Annotated in this window: 10 protein-coding genes; 5 read left to right on the forward strand and 5 right to left on the reverse strand. The window is 61.0% G+C overall.

Translation table 11 applies throughout. The annotated features are described in order from the left end of the window. Nucleotides 1-321 precede the first annotated feature (321 nt). Nucleotides 322-591 carry a CRISPR-associated endonuclease Cas2 gene (gene cas2 / locus FJ404_17070; protein ID MBM3824570.1) on the forward strand — a complete coding sequence of 90 codons (270 nt, stop codon included), beginning with the start codon at nucleotides 322-324 and terminating at the stop codon, nucleotides 589-591. Nucleotides 592-1,105: 514 nt separating this feature from the next. Here the strand turns inward: cas2 and FJ404_17075 are convergent. Genes FJ404_17075 through FJ404_17085 form a run of 3 tightly spaced genes read right to left on the reverse strand, consistent with a single transcriptional unit; the run spans nucleotide 1,106 to nucleotide 4,854 of the window. Beyond that, nucleotides 1,106-3,115 carry a tetratricopeptide repeat protein gene (locus FJ404_17075; protein ID MBM3824571.1) on the reverse strand — a complete coding sequence of 670 codons (2,010 nt, stop codon included), beginning with the start codon at nucleotides 3,113-3,115 and terminating at the stop codon, nucleotides 1,106-1,108. Continuing rightward, nucleotides 3,096-4,187, reverse strand: a complete 1,092-nt coding sequence (locus FJ404_17080; GenBank protein MBM3824572.1) for an NAD(P)-dependent oxidoreductase — start codon at nucleotides 4,185-4,187, stop codon at nucleotides 3,096-3,098. The genes FJ404_17075 and FJ404_17080 overlap by 20 nt, the downstream gene beginning before the upstream one ends. Beyond that, nucleotides 4,102-4,854 (reverse strand): TIM barrel protein, encoded by a 753-nt coding sequence (locus FJ404_17085; protein ID MBM3824573.1) that lies wholly within the window; start codon nucleotides 4,852-4,854, stop codon nucleotides 4,102-4,104. Before FJ404_17085 ends, FJ404_17080 begins: the two co-directional genes overlap by 86 nt. Nucleotides 4,855-5,309: 455 nt before the next feature. Here FJ404_17085 and FJ404_17090 point away from each other — a divergent pair, with 455 nt between their 5' ends. The 4 genes from FJ404_17090 to FJ404_17105 all read left to right on the forward strand — a co-directional run bounded on the left by FJ404_17090 (nucleotide 5,310) and on the right by FJ404_17105 (nucleotide 14,156). Further along, complete coding sequence (locus FJ404_17090; GenBank protein ID MBM3824574.1) at nucleotides 5,310-10,133, forward strand: c-type cytochrome; 4,824 nt, start codon at nucleotides 5,310-5,312, stop codon at nucleotides 10,131-10,133. A 322-nt stretch (nucleotides 10,134-10,455) separates the two neighbouring features. Then, nucleotides 10,456-12,258: a biosynthetic-type acetolactate synthase large subunit gene (gene ilvB / locus FJ404_17095; GenBank protein MBM3824575.1), complete on the forward strand. Its 1,803-nt coding sequence runs from the start codon at nucleotides 10,456-10,458 to the stop codon at nucleotides 12,256-12,258. A gap of 139 nt (nucleotides 12,259-12,397) precedes the next feature. Then, the gene (locus FJ404_17100) at nucleotides 12,398-13,447 is read left to right on the forward strand and encodes a hypothetical protein (protein MBM3824576.1); all 1,050 of its coding nucleotides are present in this window, start codon (nucleotides 12,398-12,400) and stop codon (nucleotides 13,445-13,447) included. 115 nt (nucleotides 13,448-13,562) lie between these two features. After that, nucleotides 13,563-14,156: a hypothetical protein gene (locus FJ404_17105; protein MBM3824577.1), complete on the forward strand. Its 594-nt coding sequence runs from the start codon at nucleotides 13,563-13,565 to the stop codon at nucleotides 14,154-14,156. A gap of 131 nt (nucleotides 14,157-14,287) precedes the next feature. On the opposite strand, the gene FJ404_17110 is transcribed toward FJ404_17105, so the two are convergent. Beyond that, nucleotides 14,288-15,454, reverse strand: coding sequence for a hypothetical protein (locus FJ404_17110; GenBank protein ID MBM3824578.1), 1,167 nt, complete (start codon nucleotides 15,452-15,454; stop codon nucleotides 14,288-14,290). Nucleotides 15,455-15,804: 350 nt separating this feature from the next. Further along, complete coding sequence (locus FJ404_17115) at nucleotides 15,805-16,086, reverse strand: hypothetical protein (protein MBM3824579.1); 282 nt, start codon at nucleotides 16,084-16,086, stop codon at nucleotides 15,805-15,807. Between the last annotated feature and the right edge of the window lie 333 nt (nucleotides 16,087-16,419).

Raw genomic sequence — 16,419 nt, forward strand, 5'->3', positions numbered from 1 at the left:
TTCAGCCACCAAATCCTGAATGCGTCCCATTTCGAAGCGAAAAACGGTGGCGTTTATCTCAACGAAGACGGGCGCAAGAAGTTCTTTCTTCAATACGAGCGTCGCATGGAGCGTCAGTTTCTCAGTGAAGCCGCCGGGCACCGCACCACGCTGCGCCAGCAACTGGAACAACAAGCCGTCATGTTCAAGGCGGCGCTGGAAGACGCAGTGAAGTTCGAACCCTTCTTGATGAACTGAATCCGACCCATGAACTCCTGGTGGCAAGAAGCGTTCGCGTCGGTGCCCTACGCGAGCTCACCCCCAGGCGACAAGCAAATGCTGATTCTCGTCGCTTACGATATCTGTGACGCCAGGCGCTTGACCCGCGTTGCCCACGTCTGTGAGGACTACGGGGTGCGCGTGCAATACAGCCTCTTCGAGTGCCGCCTGGAGGAGGACGAATTCAGCGACTTCTGGCTCAAGCTTCTCGAGGAGATCGATGTAAAAGAAGACCGCGTCGTCGCCTACAAGATCGACGCCCGTTCCGCCCGGGAGACCCTCACTGCGGGCACCATGGTTTGCTCGGAGAAAGCCGTATGCTACCTCGTCTGAACCTGCTCGAGTCCTTCGGGTCGCGAGCCGCCCGCGGCGAAAACACCGGACCTCATGACCTGAGACATATCTTGCGGCAAGCCAGTGGGTTTCGCAGAATTACTTCGTCGCAGGTCAGGCCATGGACAGATCCAGATGGCTGTGAAAATGACCTCATGACCTGGCGCATGTCGGCGCCCTTGCTGGACAGGTTGTTCCGCGAATGGGCGCCGCGCGCGCACCGAGCCGAAAGGCAATGAAGACGCGCGCCACATTGAAGGCTGCGATGCTTAAAGCGGGTGGCGCACGGTTTTTGGCAGTCTCGTCAGCTGCTTGAAGTGAGCCGGTTATTGTGAAGAGTGCGTCAAGAATCTGCCTTGCCCGCCTGCTGCTCATCCAACTTTACCCGGAAGCATTGGCGCAGCGCGACCCAGCAGTGCGAGCGACGCTTTTTCAGCGCTGACTCGGAACGATCACCATCCCGGTCATTTTTTCGGCTCTCGCGAGCGGTTCTCGAGGGTGGTCATTTCCCGAGTCAGGGTTGCTTTTCACGCCAGGGTTTGCGGTTTCGGTAATGCTCGCGCAGTTCGGTGTTGCGGCGGGCCACTTCGGGTTGATGGGAAGCTTCGGCCACGCGGCGTGCTTCGTCCGCGGTGGACACGGCGTCCTCGAAGCGTCCGGCTTCTGCATAGGCTGCCGCCAGAGTTCCCAACAGCACGGCCACTTTCCGCGACGTTTGTTGCACCGCGCCTTCGGCCAGCGCGACCGCCTCCGCACCATTCCGGAATTCCGCGGATTCGTGCGTAGCCAGCACCCAGGCAAGATTGTTTCGCCATTCTGGATGATGAGGGTTGATTTTGATGAGTTGGCGATATTCGGCCAGCGCGTCCGTGTAGTTCCCTTGTTGATGAAGCAGGAGGGCGAGGGCCTGCCGAAGCGGTTGCGATTGCGGGCGGCCTTCGAGAGCCCGGCGGTAGGTCGCAGATGCGGAAGCAAGATCGCCGGATTGGCGTTGAGCGGCGGCGAGGCCCGCAAGGATGTCGGGGTTCCGGGGATCGACCGACAAGGCCTGCTGGAAGCGCGCGAGGGCATCTGGATAACGTTTCATGGCGGTCAACGCGAGCGCCATGCGGTAATGCGTTTCCGCATAGCGAGGTTGGACCTTGAGCGCGGACTCGAAGTGAGCGAGCGCCTCTTGATGTCGTCCTTCTTCCGTGAGAATGGATCCCAGCACGGTGTCGGCGAGGTAGTTGTTGCGCGTGACCTCGTGGGCATGCGAGAAGAGAGCTTGGGTGGATCGCCAGGTGGCGAGCTGGTGCTTGCTGGACAGGGCGCAGAAGGCGAGCGCGCAGGCCGCGATTCCCGCTCCCACCGCCATGGGAGCGCGAAGGGCCGAAAGGAACTCCGCCCCGGCCCAGACGACATAGACACCGAGGCCGGTCAGGGCGAGGTAGGTGTAACGATCGGCCATCACCTGTTCGCCGGTTTGCAAGAGTCCGCTCACCGGCAGAATCAGGGCGACGAACCAGAACCAGCCGGTGGCGAGGAATGGGCTGTGCCGCCACCGGGCGAGGCTCCAACCGCTGAGGCCGAGCATCAGCAGCGTGGCAATGGCCACATCGATCAAGGGCCACTGGCCCGGATTGGGATAGAACACGGCCAAATCATTCGGAACAAAAAATTTCCGGAGATAGGCGGTGTACGAAGTCAGGGCAATCGCGGCGCGATCCATGAGAGAATAGACTTCAACCCCCATCACGGCGCCCATGCGCTTTTGCGCTTGGATCGTGAGGATCGCGGATCCTGCCGCCAGGAGGAAGCAGGGCAGCTTTTCGAGCAACAGCTTTCCGAGGGGGAGTGCCGGGAAGTTCCCTGGATTCTCGGGCTTGGGATTGGCGGGCGAGTTTCCCCGGGCCGCCAATCGTCGCAATGGCCACACGTCGAGCAACAAGAGGAGACAAGGCAGCATGATCGAAAGCGATTTGGCCATCAAACTGAAGGCAAAGGCGGCCGTGAACGCCAATCCCGTGGTCCAGCGTGGACGCAAGGCGTGCCGGGCGTAGAGGCAGAGGCAAAGGTGGAAAAAGAAACCGCAGAGCACGCCTTTGCGTTCCGAAATCCACGCCACCGTTTCAACGTGCAGCGGGTGGATGGCGAACAGCGCGGCGACGATGGCGGAACGCCACAACGCGCCGGTCATCAACCGCAGGGCGTGAAAGAGAAGAACCGAACTCGCCAGATGCAGGAGCAGGTTGGTCAGTTTGAAAGCGCGGGCCGAGCCACCCGCGAGCTCGAAATCCAGCATGTAGGAAATCCATGTCAGCGGCTGCCAATAAATGTAGAGGGAGGTGAAGGCGCTCTGAATGCCTTTCCACGTCAATCCGCCTCGCACGAGCTCATTTTGGGTGACGAAGACGGGATCGTCGTAGTTGACGAAATCGAAGGAGAGCGAGGGCCAAAACAATCCCGCCGCGACCAGGACCAGCGCCAAGGCCAGGCGCCCGGGGCCGATGGGCCAGGGGAGTTTAGAATCGGGGTTTGCCATAGATTTCGTCCAATGCCTGCGCAACGCTCCGATACTGCATGGGCTGCGCTCGATGGAGCTTGGTGGAATCGACACTGAGACCGTCGGAGCAAAGCTTGGCCACACGCCAGAAAAAAATTCGAGCCCGAGCCGGGATCCATCCCATTCGGGACGCTCGCTCGGACACTCGATGCAGCACGTCCCAGAAGGGGGCCGGAGGATGGATGGACCCCCTGGGAACGTTCAATCTTGCCGCGATGCCGGACAGTAAATGATCGAAGGTGATCGCCTCGCCATTGCTGGCGAGATAAATCTGCCCGGCATGTGCGGGGGCCTCCGCGAGTTCGACCAGCAGGCGCGCGGCGTCTTCCACGTGGAGAAAAGAGGCGTGTCCCGGCCAGGCGAGGCGTGTGGACCAGGCTCCTCGGGCCAGGAGTTTGGGGAAGACGGCAAACATCCCTCCAGAACGGAAACCGGGTCCGATCACCGTGCAGAGCCGGACAATCGTGAAGGTGTATCCCAAGGACGGCGCGAGGCGCTGAATCCAGCCTTCCCCTTCCATCTTGGTCTGGCCGTAGGGGGTGATCGATTCGAAGGAATTCGATTCGGAGGCGGGGCCTTGCCGTGTTTTTCGATCCATGCTCGCGAGCGTGCCGGTGTGGATGATCCGTGCGTGACGGAGTGATGGACCCAGCCAATCGAGGAGTCGACGGGTGCCTTCGCTGTTGATTTCGAACGCGCCATCCACTTCCTCCGTTGCGGCGTGAGCGGCGAGGTGAAAGACGGTTTGAAATGCCGGCACTTCCGGCCGGGGGGGCAAAGAGCCCATCAGGTCCGCGTCGAGGATGCGAACTCCCAGGCGTTCGAATTCCCTGGCGGTGGTGCTGCCGGAGCTTCCAGGCCCCATCAAGGCCCAGATGGAGCCGGCGCCACGGCGCCGAATGAGCTCATGCACGAGCCGGGTGCCGATGAAACCGTTGGCGCCGGTAACGAGGAAGTGCCGTTCCTCAGACATCGCAGACCTGCGCGGCGTGTCGGAGGGCAAAGGCACGGTCGGGCCAGGTGGGGAGGAACTCCTGGGCCACGAAGCCATCGTAGCCGGTTTCCAAAATGGCCTTCATGACCGCGGGATAATTCACTTCCTGCGTCTCATCCAGTTCGGCCCGGCCCGGAACTCCGGCGGTATGGTAATGCGCGATGTACTCTTTGATCCTTTTCAATCGCCGGATGACGTCGCCGTGCATGATTTGCACATGGTAGATATCGAAGAGGAGTTTCAAGTTTGGCGAGCCGACCTTCTGGATCAAGTCCACACACCGATCGACGTCATCGCCGAAATAACCGGGATGCCCCTTCATGGGGTGGGTGTCGTCGCGGGTATTGAGGTGCTCAAGACAAAGGATGATGCCCTTGCTCTCGGCGTAGCCCACGACCTGTTTCCAGCAATCGACACAGTTTTTCGCCCCCTCTTCATCGCTGATGCCCGCCTCCCGCATGCCCGTGAAAGTAATGACCTTCTTGGCGCCGAATTGAACCGCCGTGTCGATGCCTTCGCGGAGGGATTGAATGACCGCCGCATGATGGGCGCGGTTGAAAGGGCCTTTGGCAAACCCGTGGCTGCCCACCAGCGAGATCTCCATCCCGAGCTCCCTCACCAGAGGGTAATGTTGCCGGTCGATGCCCTCCATGGCTGCGAATCCGATCTCCTTGCACAGCTTGGCCAGTTCGGGGGTAGGCATGGGGTTGAAGGTCCAGCCCATGATCGATTGACGAATGCGTCCGTGCCGGATGCGAAACCGGGAGTCGGCCTCCGCACGGGGTTTCTGGGCATGAGCCATCGGCGCCAGGGAAGCCGAGCTCGTGACGAGTCCGGCTGCCTTGAGGGCGGAGCGGCGTGATAAGCCCGGCTTTGCGGCGGTTGTCCTAACCGGCGGTTGGGAGGGTGCTTTCATGAGAAGATTATGAAGCACTGTCTTCATCTGCACAATCGCTTACTCACCGGCTCTGGCCGGAATTGGGGCCGGCGCATTCACAGGTTGTCGGTGATGCGCGCGGCAGCGCCGGGGCGCAGCGTTCACGCCGCTTCAAGGCGTGTCTTCAAAGGGGCAGGGCAGGTTCAACGGGCAAGGGTGCTGCCAGGGCGAAGGCATTTACCCAGGGCGGGCCATGGAGCGGGAGGAGATCGCCGCGGCAGGTTGGCGCGAGCGTAAGCGCCGTGAACGGCGCGCTCCGACAATTTGCGGGTGCGCCGGAATGCGCGGGCGGCGGGCTGGGACAGGCCCGCCCTACCAACAACATCGGAATACACGGGAATGCGCGGGCGGCGCATCTTGCGAGTTGCCTAGTCGTCGAATTTATCGTAGCCAGAGTCATGACCCTTTGTTGTTTGCGCGTTGGCCTCGGCTTGGCCTGGCTGCTTGGCCTGTCGCCGGACTTTCTTCAGGCGGAATCCGTGACCCTGCGAGCCCGTTCACGGGAGCGCATCCAGGCCGAATCGACGGAGACGCGGGTGCTCGAAAAGGAATTGCGATGGGACGCCGCGCGCACGGCGGTTGTGGTGTGCGACATGTGGGACCGGCATCATTGTCCGGACGCCACCACTCGCGTGGGTGAAATGGCGCCGCGCATGGACCGCGTCCTGGCCGCGGCAAGGCGGTTGGGCATGCTGATCATCCATTGTCCCAGCGACACCATGGAGTTTTACAAGGATCATCCCGGTCGCCGGTTGGCGCAGCAAGCGCCCAAGGTGGAGACGAAGGTCCCCCTGCAAGGCTGGTGTTCGTTGAATGGGGTGAAGGAACCGCCGCTGCCGATCGACGATTCGGACGGAGGCTGTGACGGTTGTCCCGAGTGCCCCGGATACCGTGCCTGGTCCCGGCAGCATCCGGGGTTGCGGATCGAGGACGGCGACGCGATCACGGATTCGGTCGAGGCCTTCTATCTCATGCGACAGCGCGGGATCACCAATGTCATCGTGATGGGGGTGCATGTGAACATGTGCGTGCTGGGGCGGCCCTTTGCCATCCGGCAAATGGTGGCGCAGGGGCAGAACGTGGTGCTGATGCGCGACATGACCGATTCTATGTATCACCATCGTAAGGCTCCCTACGTCTCGCATGTGCGCGGGACGGAAATGGTGGTGGAACATATCGAGCAGTACTGGTGCCCCAGCATCACGAGCGTCGATTTCATCGGCGGCGAGCCGTTCCGCTTCCAGGAAGATCGCCGCCAACGCATCGCGATGGTGATCGCGGAGAACGAGTATCAGACGGAGCAAACCCTGCCTGCGTTCGCCAAACGCGATTTGGTTTGGAGGGGATTCGACGTCGATTATGTGATGGGATCACCGAAGGAAGGGGATCCTGAATTTCGGAACATTGAGGCACTGAGGCAGGCGGATTTGGTGGTGGTCAGTGTGCGGCGCCGGACACCGTCCAAGGCCATGCTTGATTTACTGCGTGCGCATGTCGCCGCCGGAAAGCCGGTGGTCGGGCTGCGGACGGCGAGTCACGCCTTCGACGCGAAAACTGCGGGGGAAGGCTATGCCGCCTGGACTGGATTTGATCGCGAGGTTTTGGGGGGCGCTTACAAGGGGCATTACGGCAACAAACCTCCCGCTGGAGCCCATACCGTGGTGCGACGCGCATCGGATGCATCCGGCCACTTTGGGTTACGCGGTGTCGAACCTGCGGAGTTTCGAGTGACCTCCCACTTGTATAAATATGCCGAGATGGGACCGGAGACGGTGGTATTGCTCCGCGGCGTTGTGGAGGGGACCGACCAACCTGAGCCCGTGGCCTGGGTGAACACCGCCGGGGATCGGCGCGCGTTTTACACCTCGCTGGGCAATGCGGAAGATTTCCAACTCACGGCTTTCCGCCGCTTGCTGCTCAACGGCATTCTGTGGTGTTTGCACCAACCCATTCCCCCCGCCGAATACAAGATGGCATCCTTGGCTGGGGGAGGACAGCCCGAGGCGCCTCGCCCTGCCGCGACCGCGGCTCCCGCGCCTGCGCCCGCGGCCTCCGTCAGTGCGACCACTTATCAAGCCTTGGACCTGCCTCAAGATGCCAGGGCGGACGCGTTGAGCCCGGTTGAGGCAGCCCGGAGGTTCAAGGTGGCCGACGATTTGGAGTGGGAACAGGTCCTGTCGGAGCCGGAAATTCGGCAGCCCGTTTTTTTGAACTTCGACGAGCGGGGAAGAATGTGGGTGGTCGAGTTTCGCCAGTACCCGATGCCCGCCGGGCTGAAGATGCTGAGTCGGGACAGTGTATGGAGGGCGGTGTACGACAAAGTGCCTCCGCCTCCGCCTCGTCACTTCAAGGGCGCGGACCGCATCAGCATCCATGAAGACGGGGATGGGGACGGCACGTTCGAGAAGCACAAGATCTTCGTGGACGGCTTGAACATTGTCACCGCCGTCGAACGGGGTCGGGGCGGAGTGTGGGTGTTGAATCCACCTTACCTCTTGTTCTATCCGGAGGCGAACGGAGATGACGTGCCTGACCGCGACCCCGAGGTTCGACTCTCGGGCTTCGGACTGGAAGACACTCATAGCGTTGTGAACTCGCTGCGATGGGGGCCGGACGGCTGGCTGTATGGCGCCCAAGGCAGCACTGTTACCGCCAACGTGCTCGTGCATGGGCCGGATGGTGTGCCGTTGCATCCGAAGCCGGTGTATTCCCAGGGGCAGAACATTTGGCGTTATCATCCCGAGAAGCGGCTTTATGAAGTGTTCGCGGAGGGCGGGGGCAACGCTTTCGGCTGCGAGATAGACAGCGAGGGTCGGATTTTTTCCGGACACAACGGGGGCGACACACGCGGGTTTCACTACGTGCAAGGCGGTTATTTGCAGAAGGGATTCGAGAAGCACGGTCCCTTGTCGAATCCCTATGCGTTTGGCTATTTCCCCCCGATGGCCCATGACCGGGTTCCTCGTTTCACTCACAATTTTGTGATTTATGACCACGGGTCATTCCCGAGTCGTTATCAAGGGAAGTTGTTCGGTGTGGAGCCCATCCAGGGAAGAATCGTCGAGAGCGAGTTGACTCCGGTGGGCTCGACTTTCCGCACCCGGGATCTCTCGCGTCCGGTGGTCAGCGAGGACCGTTGGTTCCGTCCGGTTGACATCAAAGGGGGGCCCGACGGAGCGCTTTATGTCTGCGATTGGTACGATCAACAGGTCAATCACTTCCGCAATCACGAGGGCCGCATCGATGTTTCGAACGGACGGATTTACCGGCTCAAGGCGAAAGGGGCTGTCGCGCGCAAGCCGTTGAATCTGGGCGCGCTTTCCACGCGCGAGTTGGTGGAGAAGTTGAGCGATGCGAATCGATGGGTCCGCCAGACCTCCTTGCGCTTGCTGGCAGATCGGGAAGCGAGCCAAGTGAACGCGGAGCTGACGAGGTCAGAGGCTGAGGGGAGAGGGAAGAGAGTTTTGGAGACTTTGTGGGCGCGGCATCAGGCCGGCGGATTGACACCTGGTCAAGCAGCCGCCTGGCTGGATCATCCGGATGCGCAAGCCCGGTGGTGGACGGTCCGGTTGCTCGGGGATGGCCGAATGTTGAGCGACGAGCTGTCAGCGCGTTTGACCTCCCTGGCACAGACAGACCCAAGCCTGGACGTTCGAGTGCAGTTGGCCTCCACGGCGAAGCGGTTGCCCGCCCGCCAGGGATTAACCTTGGCAAAGGCGCTGGCGCAACGGTCCGAGGACGTCAAGGACCCTCGCCAGCCTTTGATGATTTGGTGGGCGATCGAGGGGCAAGCCGGAGCGCATCAGGAGGACATTGTCCGGCTCTTCGAGGAAGCCTCCTTTTGGTCGCATCCGCTTGTCGAAACTCATCTTCTCGACCGGGTGATGCGGCGATTTGCCCAGAGCGGCACCCGCCGTGACTGGGAGGCAGCGACGCGGCTTTTTGAATTGTCGCCGGGTCCTTCACACAGTCGCAAGCTGATGTCGGGATTCGAAGCGGCATTCAAAGGGAGGACTTTGGGCGGGTTGCCCGAGGCCTTGACGCGCGCCATGTCCCGGCATGCCACGGGCACCACGCCGTTTGGCCTACGGCAAGGGGATGCGCAAGCGGTGAGAAAGGCGCTGCGGGTGGTGGCGGATGAGACGGCATCCCGGGAGGAACGCTTGGAATACCTGGGTGTGATGAGCGAGATCAAGGTGGCCGGGGCCGTGCCCGCTTTGAGTCGAGCCTATCGTGGGGTTTACAAAGACGATGCCCTGCGCAAGGCCATCCTGGCGGCGTTGCGGAATTACGAGGACCCCGCAGTGGCGGATGTGGTTCTGGAAGCTTACTCTGCCCTGGGGAAAGAATCGCTGGCGTCCGCGCAGACGCTGCTCGCGAGCCGTCCCGTCTGGAGCAGGAAGTTGATGCTGGCCATTCAGAAGCAGCCCCAATCGTCCTGGCCTGGCCCGGCTCTCAAACGAGAATCCATTCCTCCTGGCATCGTTCGGAAACTGAGGGAACATCGCGACCCTGAACTCAAGGCGATGGTCGAAAAGTCCTGGCCGGGTGGAGGCGTGACCGGCAATGCCGAGTTGGAGGCCAGAATTCGCCGACTTGAAGGAGTCATTCGAGAAGGCATGGGAGATCCTTACGAAGGCCGGACGTTGTTCCAAAACACCTGCGCCGGCTGCCACCGGCTCTTCGGGCAAGGAGCGGAGGCGGGTCCCGATCTCACCGCGCACCCGCGGGCGGATATCGAGTCCATGCTTCTGGCGGTGATCAATCCGAGCGCGGAGATCCGGGAGGGATACGAGAACTATGCCGTGGAGACGAAGGACGGAAGGTCGCTTTCGGGGTTCCTGGTGGAGCAGGACGGCAGGATCATCACGCTGCGTGGACTGGACGCGCAGAATGTAACCCTGGCCCGGGAAGATTTGTCTGAGTTTCGCGCTGCCGGCATGTCGCTGATGCCCGAGGGATTGCTGGACGGGATGACCGATCAACAAGTGCGGGATTTGTTTGGCTATTTGCGAAGCACACAGCCGTTGGTGGGTGAACCTCCCAAGCGGACGGGCCAGAAGTGAAGCCGGGATTGGATGCTTGACCCTGCGTGGGGAGGCCACTACCGTCTTGGGCGTGTTCAGTGTGGCTCGGCGAAATGTTGAAGAGTCAGGGCTGGCGGTCGTCGTATGCGTCCGCGCCCTGGGTTGCCGCTTCTGAACGAGACTTTAGCGACAGCCCACGGCCTGACCGGTCGTGGGCTTTTTGTTGTTTCACGAGGGTGATTCGACCGCCCTAGGTGGAGCCAACGCGAAAGCAAGACGCAGGTGTTTTATGAGCCCGACGAGTGCCAAATCATTGAAAAGCAAAAGTGGACCCCAATCCAGCCCTGACCTGAGCCAGAGCATGCTCGGTTCTGAACTCCTGGTCGCATGCCTGGAGCGGGAAGGGGTGGACACGATCTTCGCCTATCCAGGCGGAGCGTCCATGGAATTCCATCAGGCCCTGACGCGATCGAAGAAAATCCGCACCATTCTACCGCGCCATGAACAAGGCGGCGTATTCGCGGCGGAAGGTTACGCCCGGGCCACTGGAAGGGCCGGCGTTTGCATGGCCACCAGTGGTCCTGGGGCGACGAATTTGGTCACGGGACTGGCGGATGCTTACATGGACTCGATCCCGGTGGTGGCCATCACGGGTCAGGTGCCGCAGTCGATGATTGGCAAGGGCGGGTTTCAGGAGACCGATTTCTTCGGCATGACCCTGCCGATCGTGAAGCACAGTTATCTCGTCACCGACGTGAACGACATTCCTCGCGTGATCAAGGAAGCGTTTCATGTGGCGGTGACAGGCCGTCCCGGACCCGTCGTGGTCGATGTGCCGAAGAACATTCAACAGCAGCGTGTGCAGGCCGTGTTTCCGAAGGAAGTGTCCCTTCGAGGCTATCGCCCTGAAGTGCAGGCGGATGATGACGTGTTGAACGAGATTCTTGGATTGATTTCCACCGCGGAGCGCCCGGTGCTCTACGTTGGGGGCGGGATCATCAGTGGCGAGGCGAGCGAGGCTTTGCGCAAGTTCGCTGAAGCCACGCAAATTCCGGTGACTTCGACCATCATGGGGGTGGGCTCCTTCCCCGAAACCCATCCACTCTCTCTCCGCTGGTTGGGCATGCACGGCGCGGCCTACGCGAACTGGGCCGTGAGCGGCGAGATGCAGGTGACGAAGAACGGCGACCAGGAGGTGGTGACTCAGACCGTGCCTGGAGCGGACTTGTTGCTCGCCTTTGGGGTGCGCTTCGACGACCGCGTGACCGGCAAGGTCGAGAAGTTTTGTGAGAAGGGGACGATCGTTCACATCGACATTGATGCCTCCGAGTTCAACAAGAACAGGAAGGTCCAGCTGGCGGTCCGGAGCGACATTCGCTACGCCCTGGAACGGCTCAACGCCATGCTGAAGAAGCGCCCGCTTACGAAGAAATTCACCGCGTGGCACAAGCAGATTGCGCATTGGAAGGAAAAGGCGCCGCTCGGTTACCGGGTGACGGAAGAGGTCCTGAAGTCTCAGCACATGCGGGACCATATGGAGGGCTGTGCGGACGAGGTCATTTTGCCTCAAATGGCCATTGCGATGCTTTACGAGTTGACCGGGGGGGAGGCGATTATCACCACCGGGGTGGGGCAGCATCAAATGTGGGCCGGTCAGTATTATCGTTACAAGTTTCCACGCCAGTTGCTGACCAGCGCGGGATTGGGCGCCATGGGATATGGATACCCCGCCGCTTTGGGGGCCAAGGTCGCATGTCCTGACCGGCAGGTCGTCGATATTGACGGCGACGGTTCCTTTTTGATGAACGTGCAGGAACTGGCGACCGCTCATATTGAGAAGATCGCCGCCAAAGCTCTGATTTTGAACAATCAGCACTTGGGCATGGTGGTGCAGTGGGAGGATCGTTTTTACAAGAGCAACCGGGGGCACACCTATCTCGGAGATCCGGAAAACATGAAGCAAATCTATCCGGACTACCTTGCCATCGCGCGTGGATTTAATGTTCCGTGTGAACGGGTGATGTTCAAGCGGGACCTCCGAGCCGCGATGACTCGGATGCTGGAGTCGAAGGAACCGTACCTTTTGGATGTCATTGTGCCCTACACCGAGCACGTGCTGCCGTTCATCCCGGCCGGGAGAACCGTGGGCCACATGATCTACTAGGGCCGCGCGAAGGCCCTTGCTGAAAGAACCGTGAACATCGGCCATTCCAATGCACGGGATTGATCCACCTGCGGGCGAGGACGGGCGGCGCTGTCCGCTCCAGAACCACAGGAGGAGTCACCGTGCATTCTTCCGCTTCATGGCGATCCTAGCCTGCTGGGTTGCGGGGTGGGAACAGAACGTTTGTGGCGCCGAAAGATTTTTCGATTTTGGACAAACTGCGGCCGGCAAGCTGCCTCCAGGGTTTCGTTCCACGCTCACCGGCAAAGGCAAAGTGCCGGAATGGAAAGTGGTGTTGGATGACGTGCCCGCTGAACTGGGAACCTTGGGCTCGACCCGGCCGAGGATGGTGCGGCGGGCCGTGTTGAGCCAGACCTTGCAGGATCCTACCGATGAGCGTTTTCCGCAGGCGATCTTTGATGAGGAACGCTTCACGGATTTCACTTTTTCCACCCGGTTCAAGTTGGTTCAAGGCGTGATGGAACAGATGGCGGGCATCGTGTTCCGCTGGCAGAACGAGAGCAACTTCTACGTCGTCCGCGCCAGCGGCCTGGGCAACAATGTGCGATTCTACAAAGTCGTGGATGGAGTCCGCAGCGATCCCATCGGTCCATCCTTGCCCATCCCGATCGAGGTGTGGCACGAGCTTTCCGTGAGTTGCTCGGGGAACAAGATTCGAGTGAGCTTCAACGGCAGGGAGATCATTCCGGAGATGTCCGACAACAGCTTCGCCCATGGCAAAGTTGGCTTTTGGACCAAGTCCGACTCCGTCAGTCATTTCCTGGACGCGAAGATTCTGTATGTGCCGGTTGAGATTCTGGCGAAGAAAATGGTCCAAGCCGCCCTCGATGAATACCCGAGAGTGATGAGTTTGAAGCTTTTTGGACGCCAACCCGGGGCGGAAGGCATTGTTTTGCTGGCGGCATCGGGAGACGCAGGACCGGCTGAATCCGGAGGCGCGGTGGAGGCCGATGTGCTGGCCAAGGGAGTGCCTTATTACGGCAAGACCGGAAACAAGGTGACGGTCACGATCCCGGTCCGGGATCGGAATGGGGACGCGGCGGCCGCGCTGCGCGTGGAAATGAAGGCTTTTCCGGGGCAAACTGAACAAAACGCGCTCGTTCGGGCCCTGCCGATCGCCCGGCACATGGAGAAGCAATTTCAGTCCGCCAAGGATTTGGTCGAGTAGGGGACTTCGAGGCGACTGGCCTGAATTGAAGCGTGCCGAGACGAGGAGTCGCCGGGCTCGGGACTGGCCCGGACGGGGAACTCAACTTCCGCGCCGCGCCCGCCGATAACTCTCCATGGGCGAGGTATTGAAACTCAATTTGGGATGCGGACAGAATCGGGTTCCCGGCTTTGTGAACGTGGACAAGTTTGGAACGCCGGATGTTCGTTGCGATCTGGAAGTTTTTCCGTGGCCTTGGGAGTCGAACTCGGTGAGCCAGGTCGTGCTCAACCACGTGCTCGAACACTTGGGGGAGTCCAGCACCACTTATATTGGGATATTCAAGGAACTCTACCGAGTGTGCGTGCATGAGGCCGAGGTGCAGATTCATGTGCCTCATCCCAGGCACGACGATTTTCTGAATGATCCGACCCACGTGCGGGCCGTGACCCCGGAGGGCATGGCGTTATTCTCTCAGTCCCTCAACCGTGACTGGGCAAGGAATGGAAACGCCAACTCACCCTTGGGCCTCTACCACGGCGTTGATTTCGAATTGACCCAGGTTCATTACGGACTCGATCCCGTCTGGATGGACAAGCTTCAATCGGGCCGGGCCAGCCGAGACGAGGTGATGGACGCGTTGCGCTCGGAGAACAACGTGGCCAAGGAGATCCAGATGAAGCTGCGGGTGGTGAAGTCGTCGGTATCGATGGCCCGGCGGGCGGCCTAGCCAGGAGAATTCATCCTGAGCTTGAATCCGCGGCCGTGCGCCGCGTGAGGGCACGCGGCCTACAATCGCGCCTGCCTCTGTGTTTGTAGCCCGGTGTCCTCACCGGGCGTCCCGTGCAAGAAATAGGCGGCCTAGGCATCTGGAGCGGCGGGGCGTTCGGAAGAATCCGCGCAGTTCCCGACCATGGTGGCGATGCCGCCGAGCCGGCTGCCAACGAGGGTTAAGACCTCGTCCATCGGATGGGCCAGAGCCGTGGAGCTGCTGCCGGCGAAGAGCAATCCGATCGCGCGTGGATTCGTTGCCGTGTTTTCGACCATGATGGACCCTGAATCCCCGTAATTCAAAAACCTGCTGCCCTTGTTGTTCATCACGATCAAACCCGTGAACCATTTGGTGAACGCCTGCCCGCCGGCGCATTCGTTCTCGTAGGCAATAGTGACGCTGGCGTTGAGCCCGACGATGGAGCTCGAGGTCAAGCCCGTGGTGCGTCCGCTCTTCTTGGCGCCTTGCCGGAGCGCGGGGGCGAGGGTGGCGGAGGACAGCGTGCCGATTTGCAAGATGGAGCCCGTGGCGCTGACCATGCCGGGCACGACTTGGGCGATTGAACAATCCACGTTGGCCGAGGGGAGGGCCGAAAGTTTGACCAGGGACGCCACGTTCAGGGCCGCGCTCGCGTTGCATGAAATGTCGATGAGCCCGGGGTGGATCACCGGATCTCCCGTGCCGGAAAATGTGCCGTTGCCTCCAGGAATGATGTCCGCTTCGAACACGTGGTAGTTGCTGAGAATGTAGGCCACGCCGTGAACTTGGATGAGGCCGCCCAGTGTTCCCCCGCAGCAAAAGCCGTTGGCCAAATCGTCGCGCCAGCCGCCAGACACTCCAAGTTGAATGGGCGGATTCTGTTTCGACTTGTGGCTGACGCCGACGCCACCTCCTCCACCGCCGCCACGGCCGGCGAACGCCCGAAACTTTTCGGTGACTTCAAGCCTCACGTTCATCCCTCCCATCCGCACGGGCACGGCTCCCGCGGCCGCGGCAAGCCCGGGATTCTCGCGATCGAGGTAAACGATGAGAACGATTTCGTTTGCCTCATCCGTTCCCACCGCGGTGCCCAGGACGGCAGGCTGGGCCATCAACTCCCGGGAGACCTTGTTTTGAACCGCAATCGCGGCTTGAATGGATGCGTGCGAAGCGTCCAGCGCCGCTCCGTTCGGAGCCGCGTTTGCCGGAGTGAATTCAACAGAGGCGATCCACGCCATGACCACGCACAACCAGGGAAGGAATCGGGGAGTCTTCATAAGCTTCTGATTCGGATGATGGACTCCCTAATCTTGGAGCACAGGGTGGGTGACGACAACGCCGCAAAGAGCACCATGGGCCGGGAGGCTAATGGCCAGGGAGAGTTCCAGAAAATGGCCCTCTCCAACCGGGGGTTGATGCGTCGTCCTGGAAACGGCGTTTCGGACTTGCGGGTGTCCCTGCACAGGGGGGGCGACAATCCTGATTCTCCTCGAGCCGACCGAAAGCCTGTTTTCATCCGGGCGATTCGTGGGATTCGTGGGTAAACGACTCCCTTATCCGTGGATTTCCGTGCAACCACAGGTTGTCGGTGATACGCGAGGCGTTCACGCCGCCTCAGGGCGTGTCTTCAACGGGGCAGGGCAGGTTCAACGGGCGAGGGTGCTGCCAGAAGCGAAGGCCTCCTCCCAGGGCGGGTCCTGGAGCGGGAGGAGATCGCCGCGGCAGGTTGGCGCGAGCGGAAGCGCCGTGAACGGCGCGCCCCGACAACTTGCGGGTGCGCCGGGATGCCGTGCATCCCGATGTTGTTGGTAGGGCGGGCCTGTCCCAGCCCGCCGCCCACTGGATGCAAAACATCATGCTCCGGCGGCGCGCCGGGACGGACGCGCCCTACCTGCATCACCGGCAACATCGGGATGCACCGGCCGGGATGAGGGCGGGGCCCAAATCCACGGGTAAGCCTGGGTGCATGGAAATCTCTGATTTTTCCTGTCAGGAAAACTGCATGAAATCTTCAGGGAAACGCTAGGTCGGCCACCCAAGCTCGCGGAAGTGTCCTCCCGCGGGGCAGAAGCTTCGTGTTCTCACAGTCGGACCGCTTCACGACAAAAGGCCGCTCTCGCCCGGATGGGCGTGGCGACCTGATTGGATGGGGAGCGATCCTACTTGAAGGCCGTGGCCTGCGTCGGCAACTCGAACACTTCCCCAATCTTCAAAATCCGTGCGATCACCTCCTTGCTCGCGC

The organism is Verrucomicrobiota bacterium (assembly GCA_016871495.1).
Lineage (GTDB): Bacteria > Verrucomicrobiota > Verrucomicrobiia > Limisphaerales > VHDF01 > VHDF01.

What these genes read in the sequence shown, in the direction of transcription:
- FJ404_17075 (MBM3824571.1), bottom strand. Translation starts at nt 3,115, where the DNA reads ATGGCAAACCCCGATTCTAAACTCCCCTGGCCCATCGGCCCCGGGCGC.
- FJ404_17080 (MBM3824572.1), bottom strand. Translation starts at nt 4,187, where the DNA reads ATGGCTTCGTGGCCCAGGAGTTCCTCCCCACCTGGCCCGACCGTGCCT.
- FJ404_17085 (MBM3824573.1), bottom strand. Translation starts at nt 4,854, where the DNA reads ATGGGCTGGACCTTCAACCCCATGCCTACCCCCGAACTGGCCAAGCTG.
- ilvB (MBM3824575.1), top strand. Translation starts at nt 10,456, where the DNA reads ATGCTCGGTTCTGAACTCCTGGTCGCATGCCTGGAGCGGGAAGGGGTG.
- FJ404_17100 (MBM3824576.1), top strand. Translation starts at nt 12,398, where the DNA reads ATGGCGATCCTAGCCTGCTGGGTTGCGGGGTGGGAACAGAACGTTTGT.
- FJ404_17105 (MBM3824577.1), top strand. Translation starts at nt 13,563, where the DNA reads ATGGGCGAGGTATTGAAACTCAATTTGGGATGCGGACAGAATCGGGTT.
- FJ404_17110 (MBM3824578.1), bottom strand. Translation starts at nt 15,454, where the DNA reads ATGAAGACTCCCCGATTCCTTCCCTGGTTGTGCGTGGTCATGGCGTGG.
- FJ404_17115 (MBM3824579.1), bottom strand. Translation starts at nt 16,086, where the DNA reads ATGTTGCCGGTGATGCAGGTAGGGCGCGTCCGTCCCGGCGCGCCGCCG.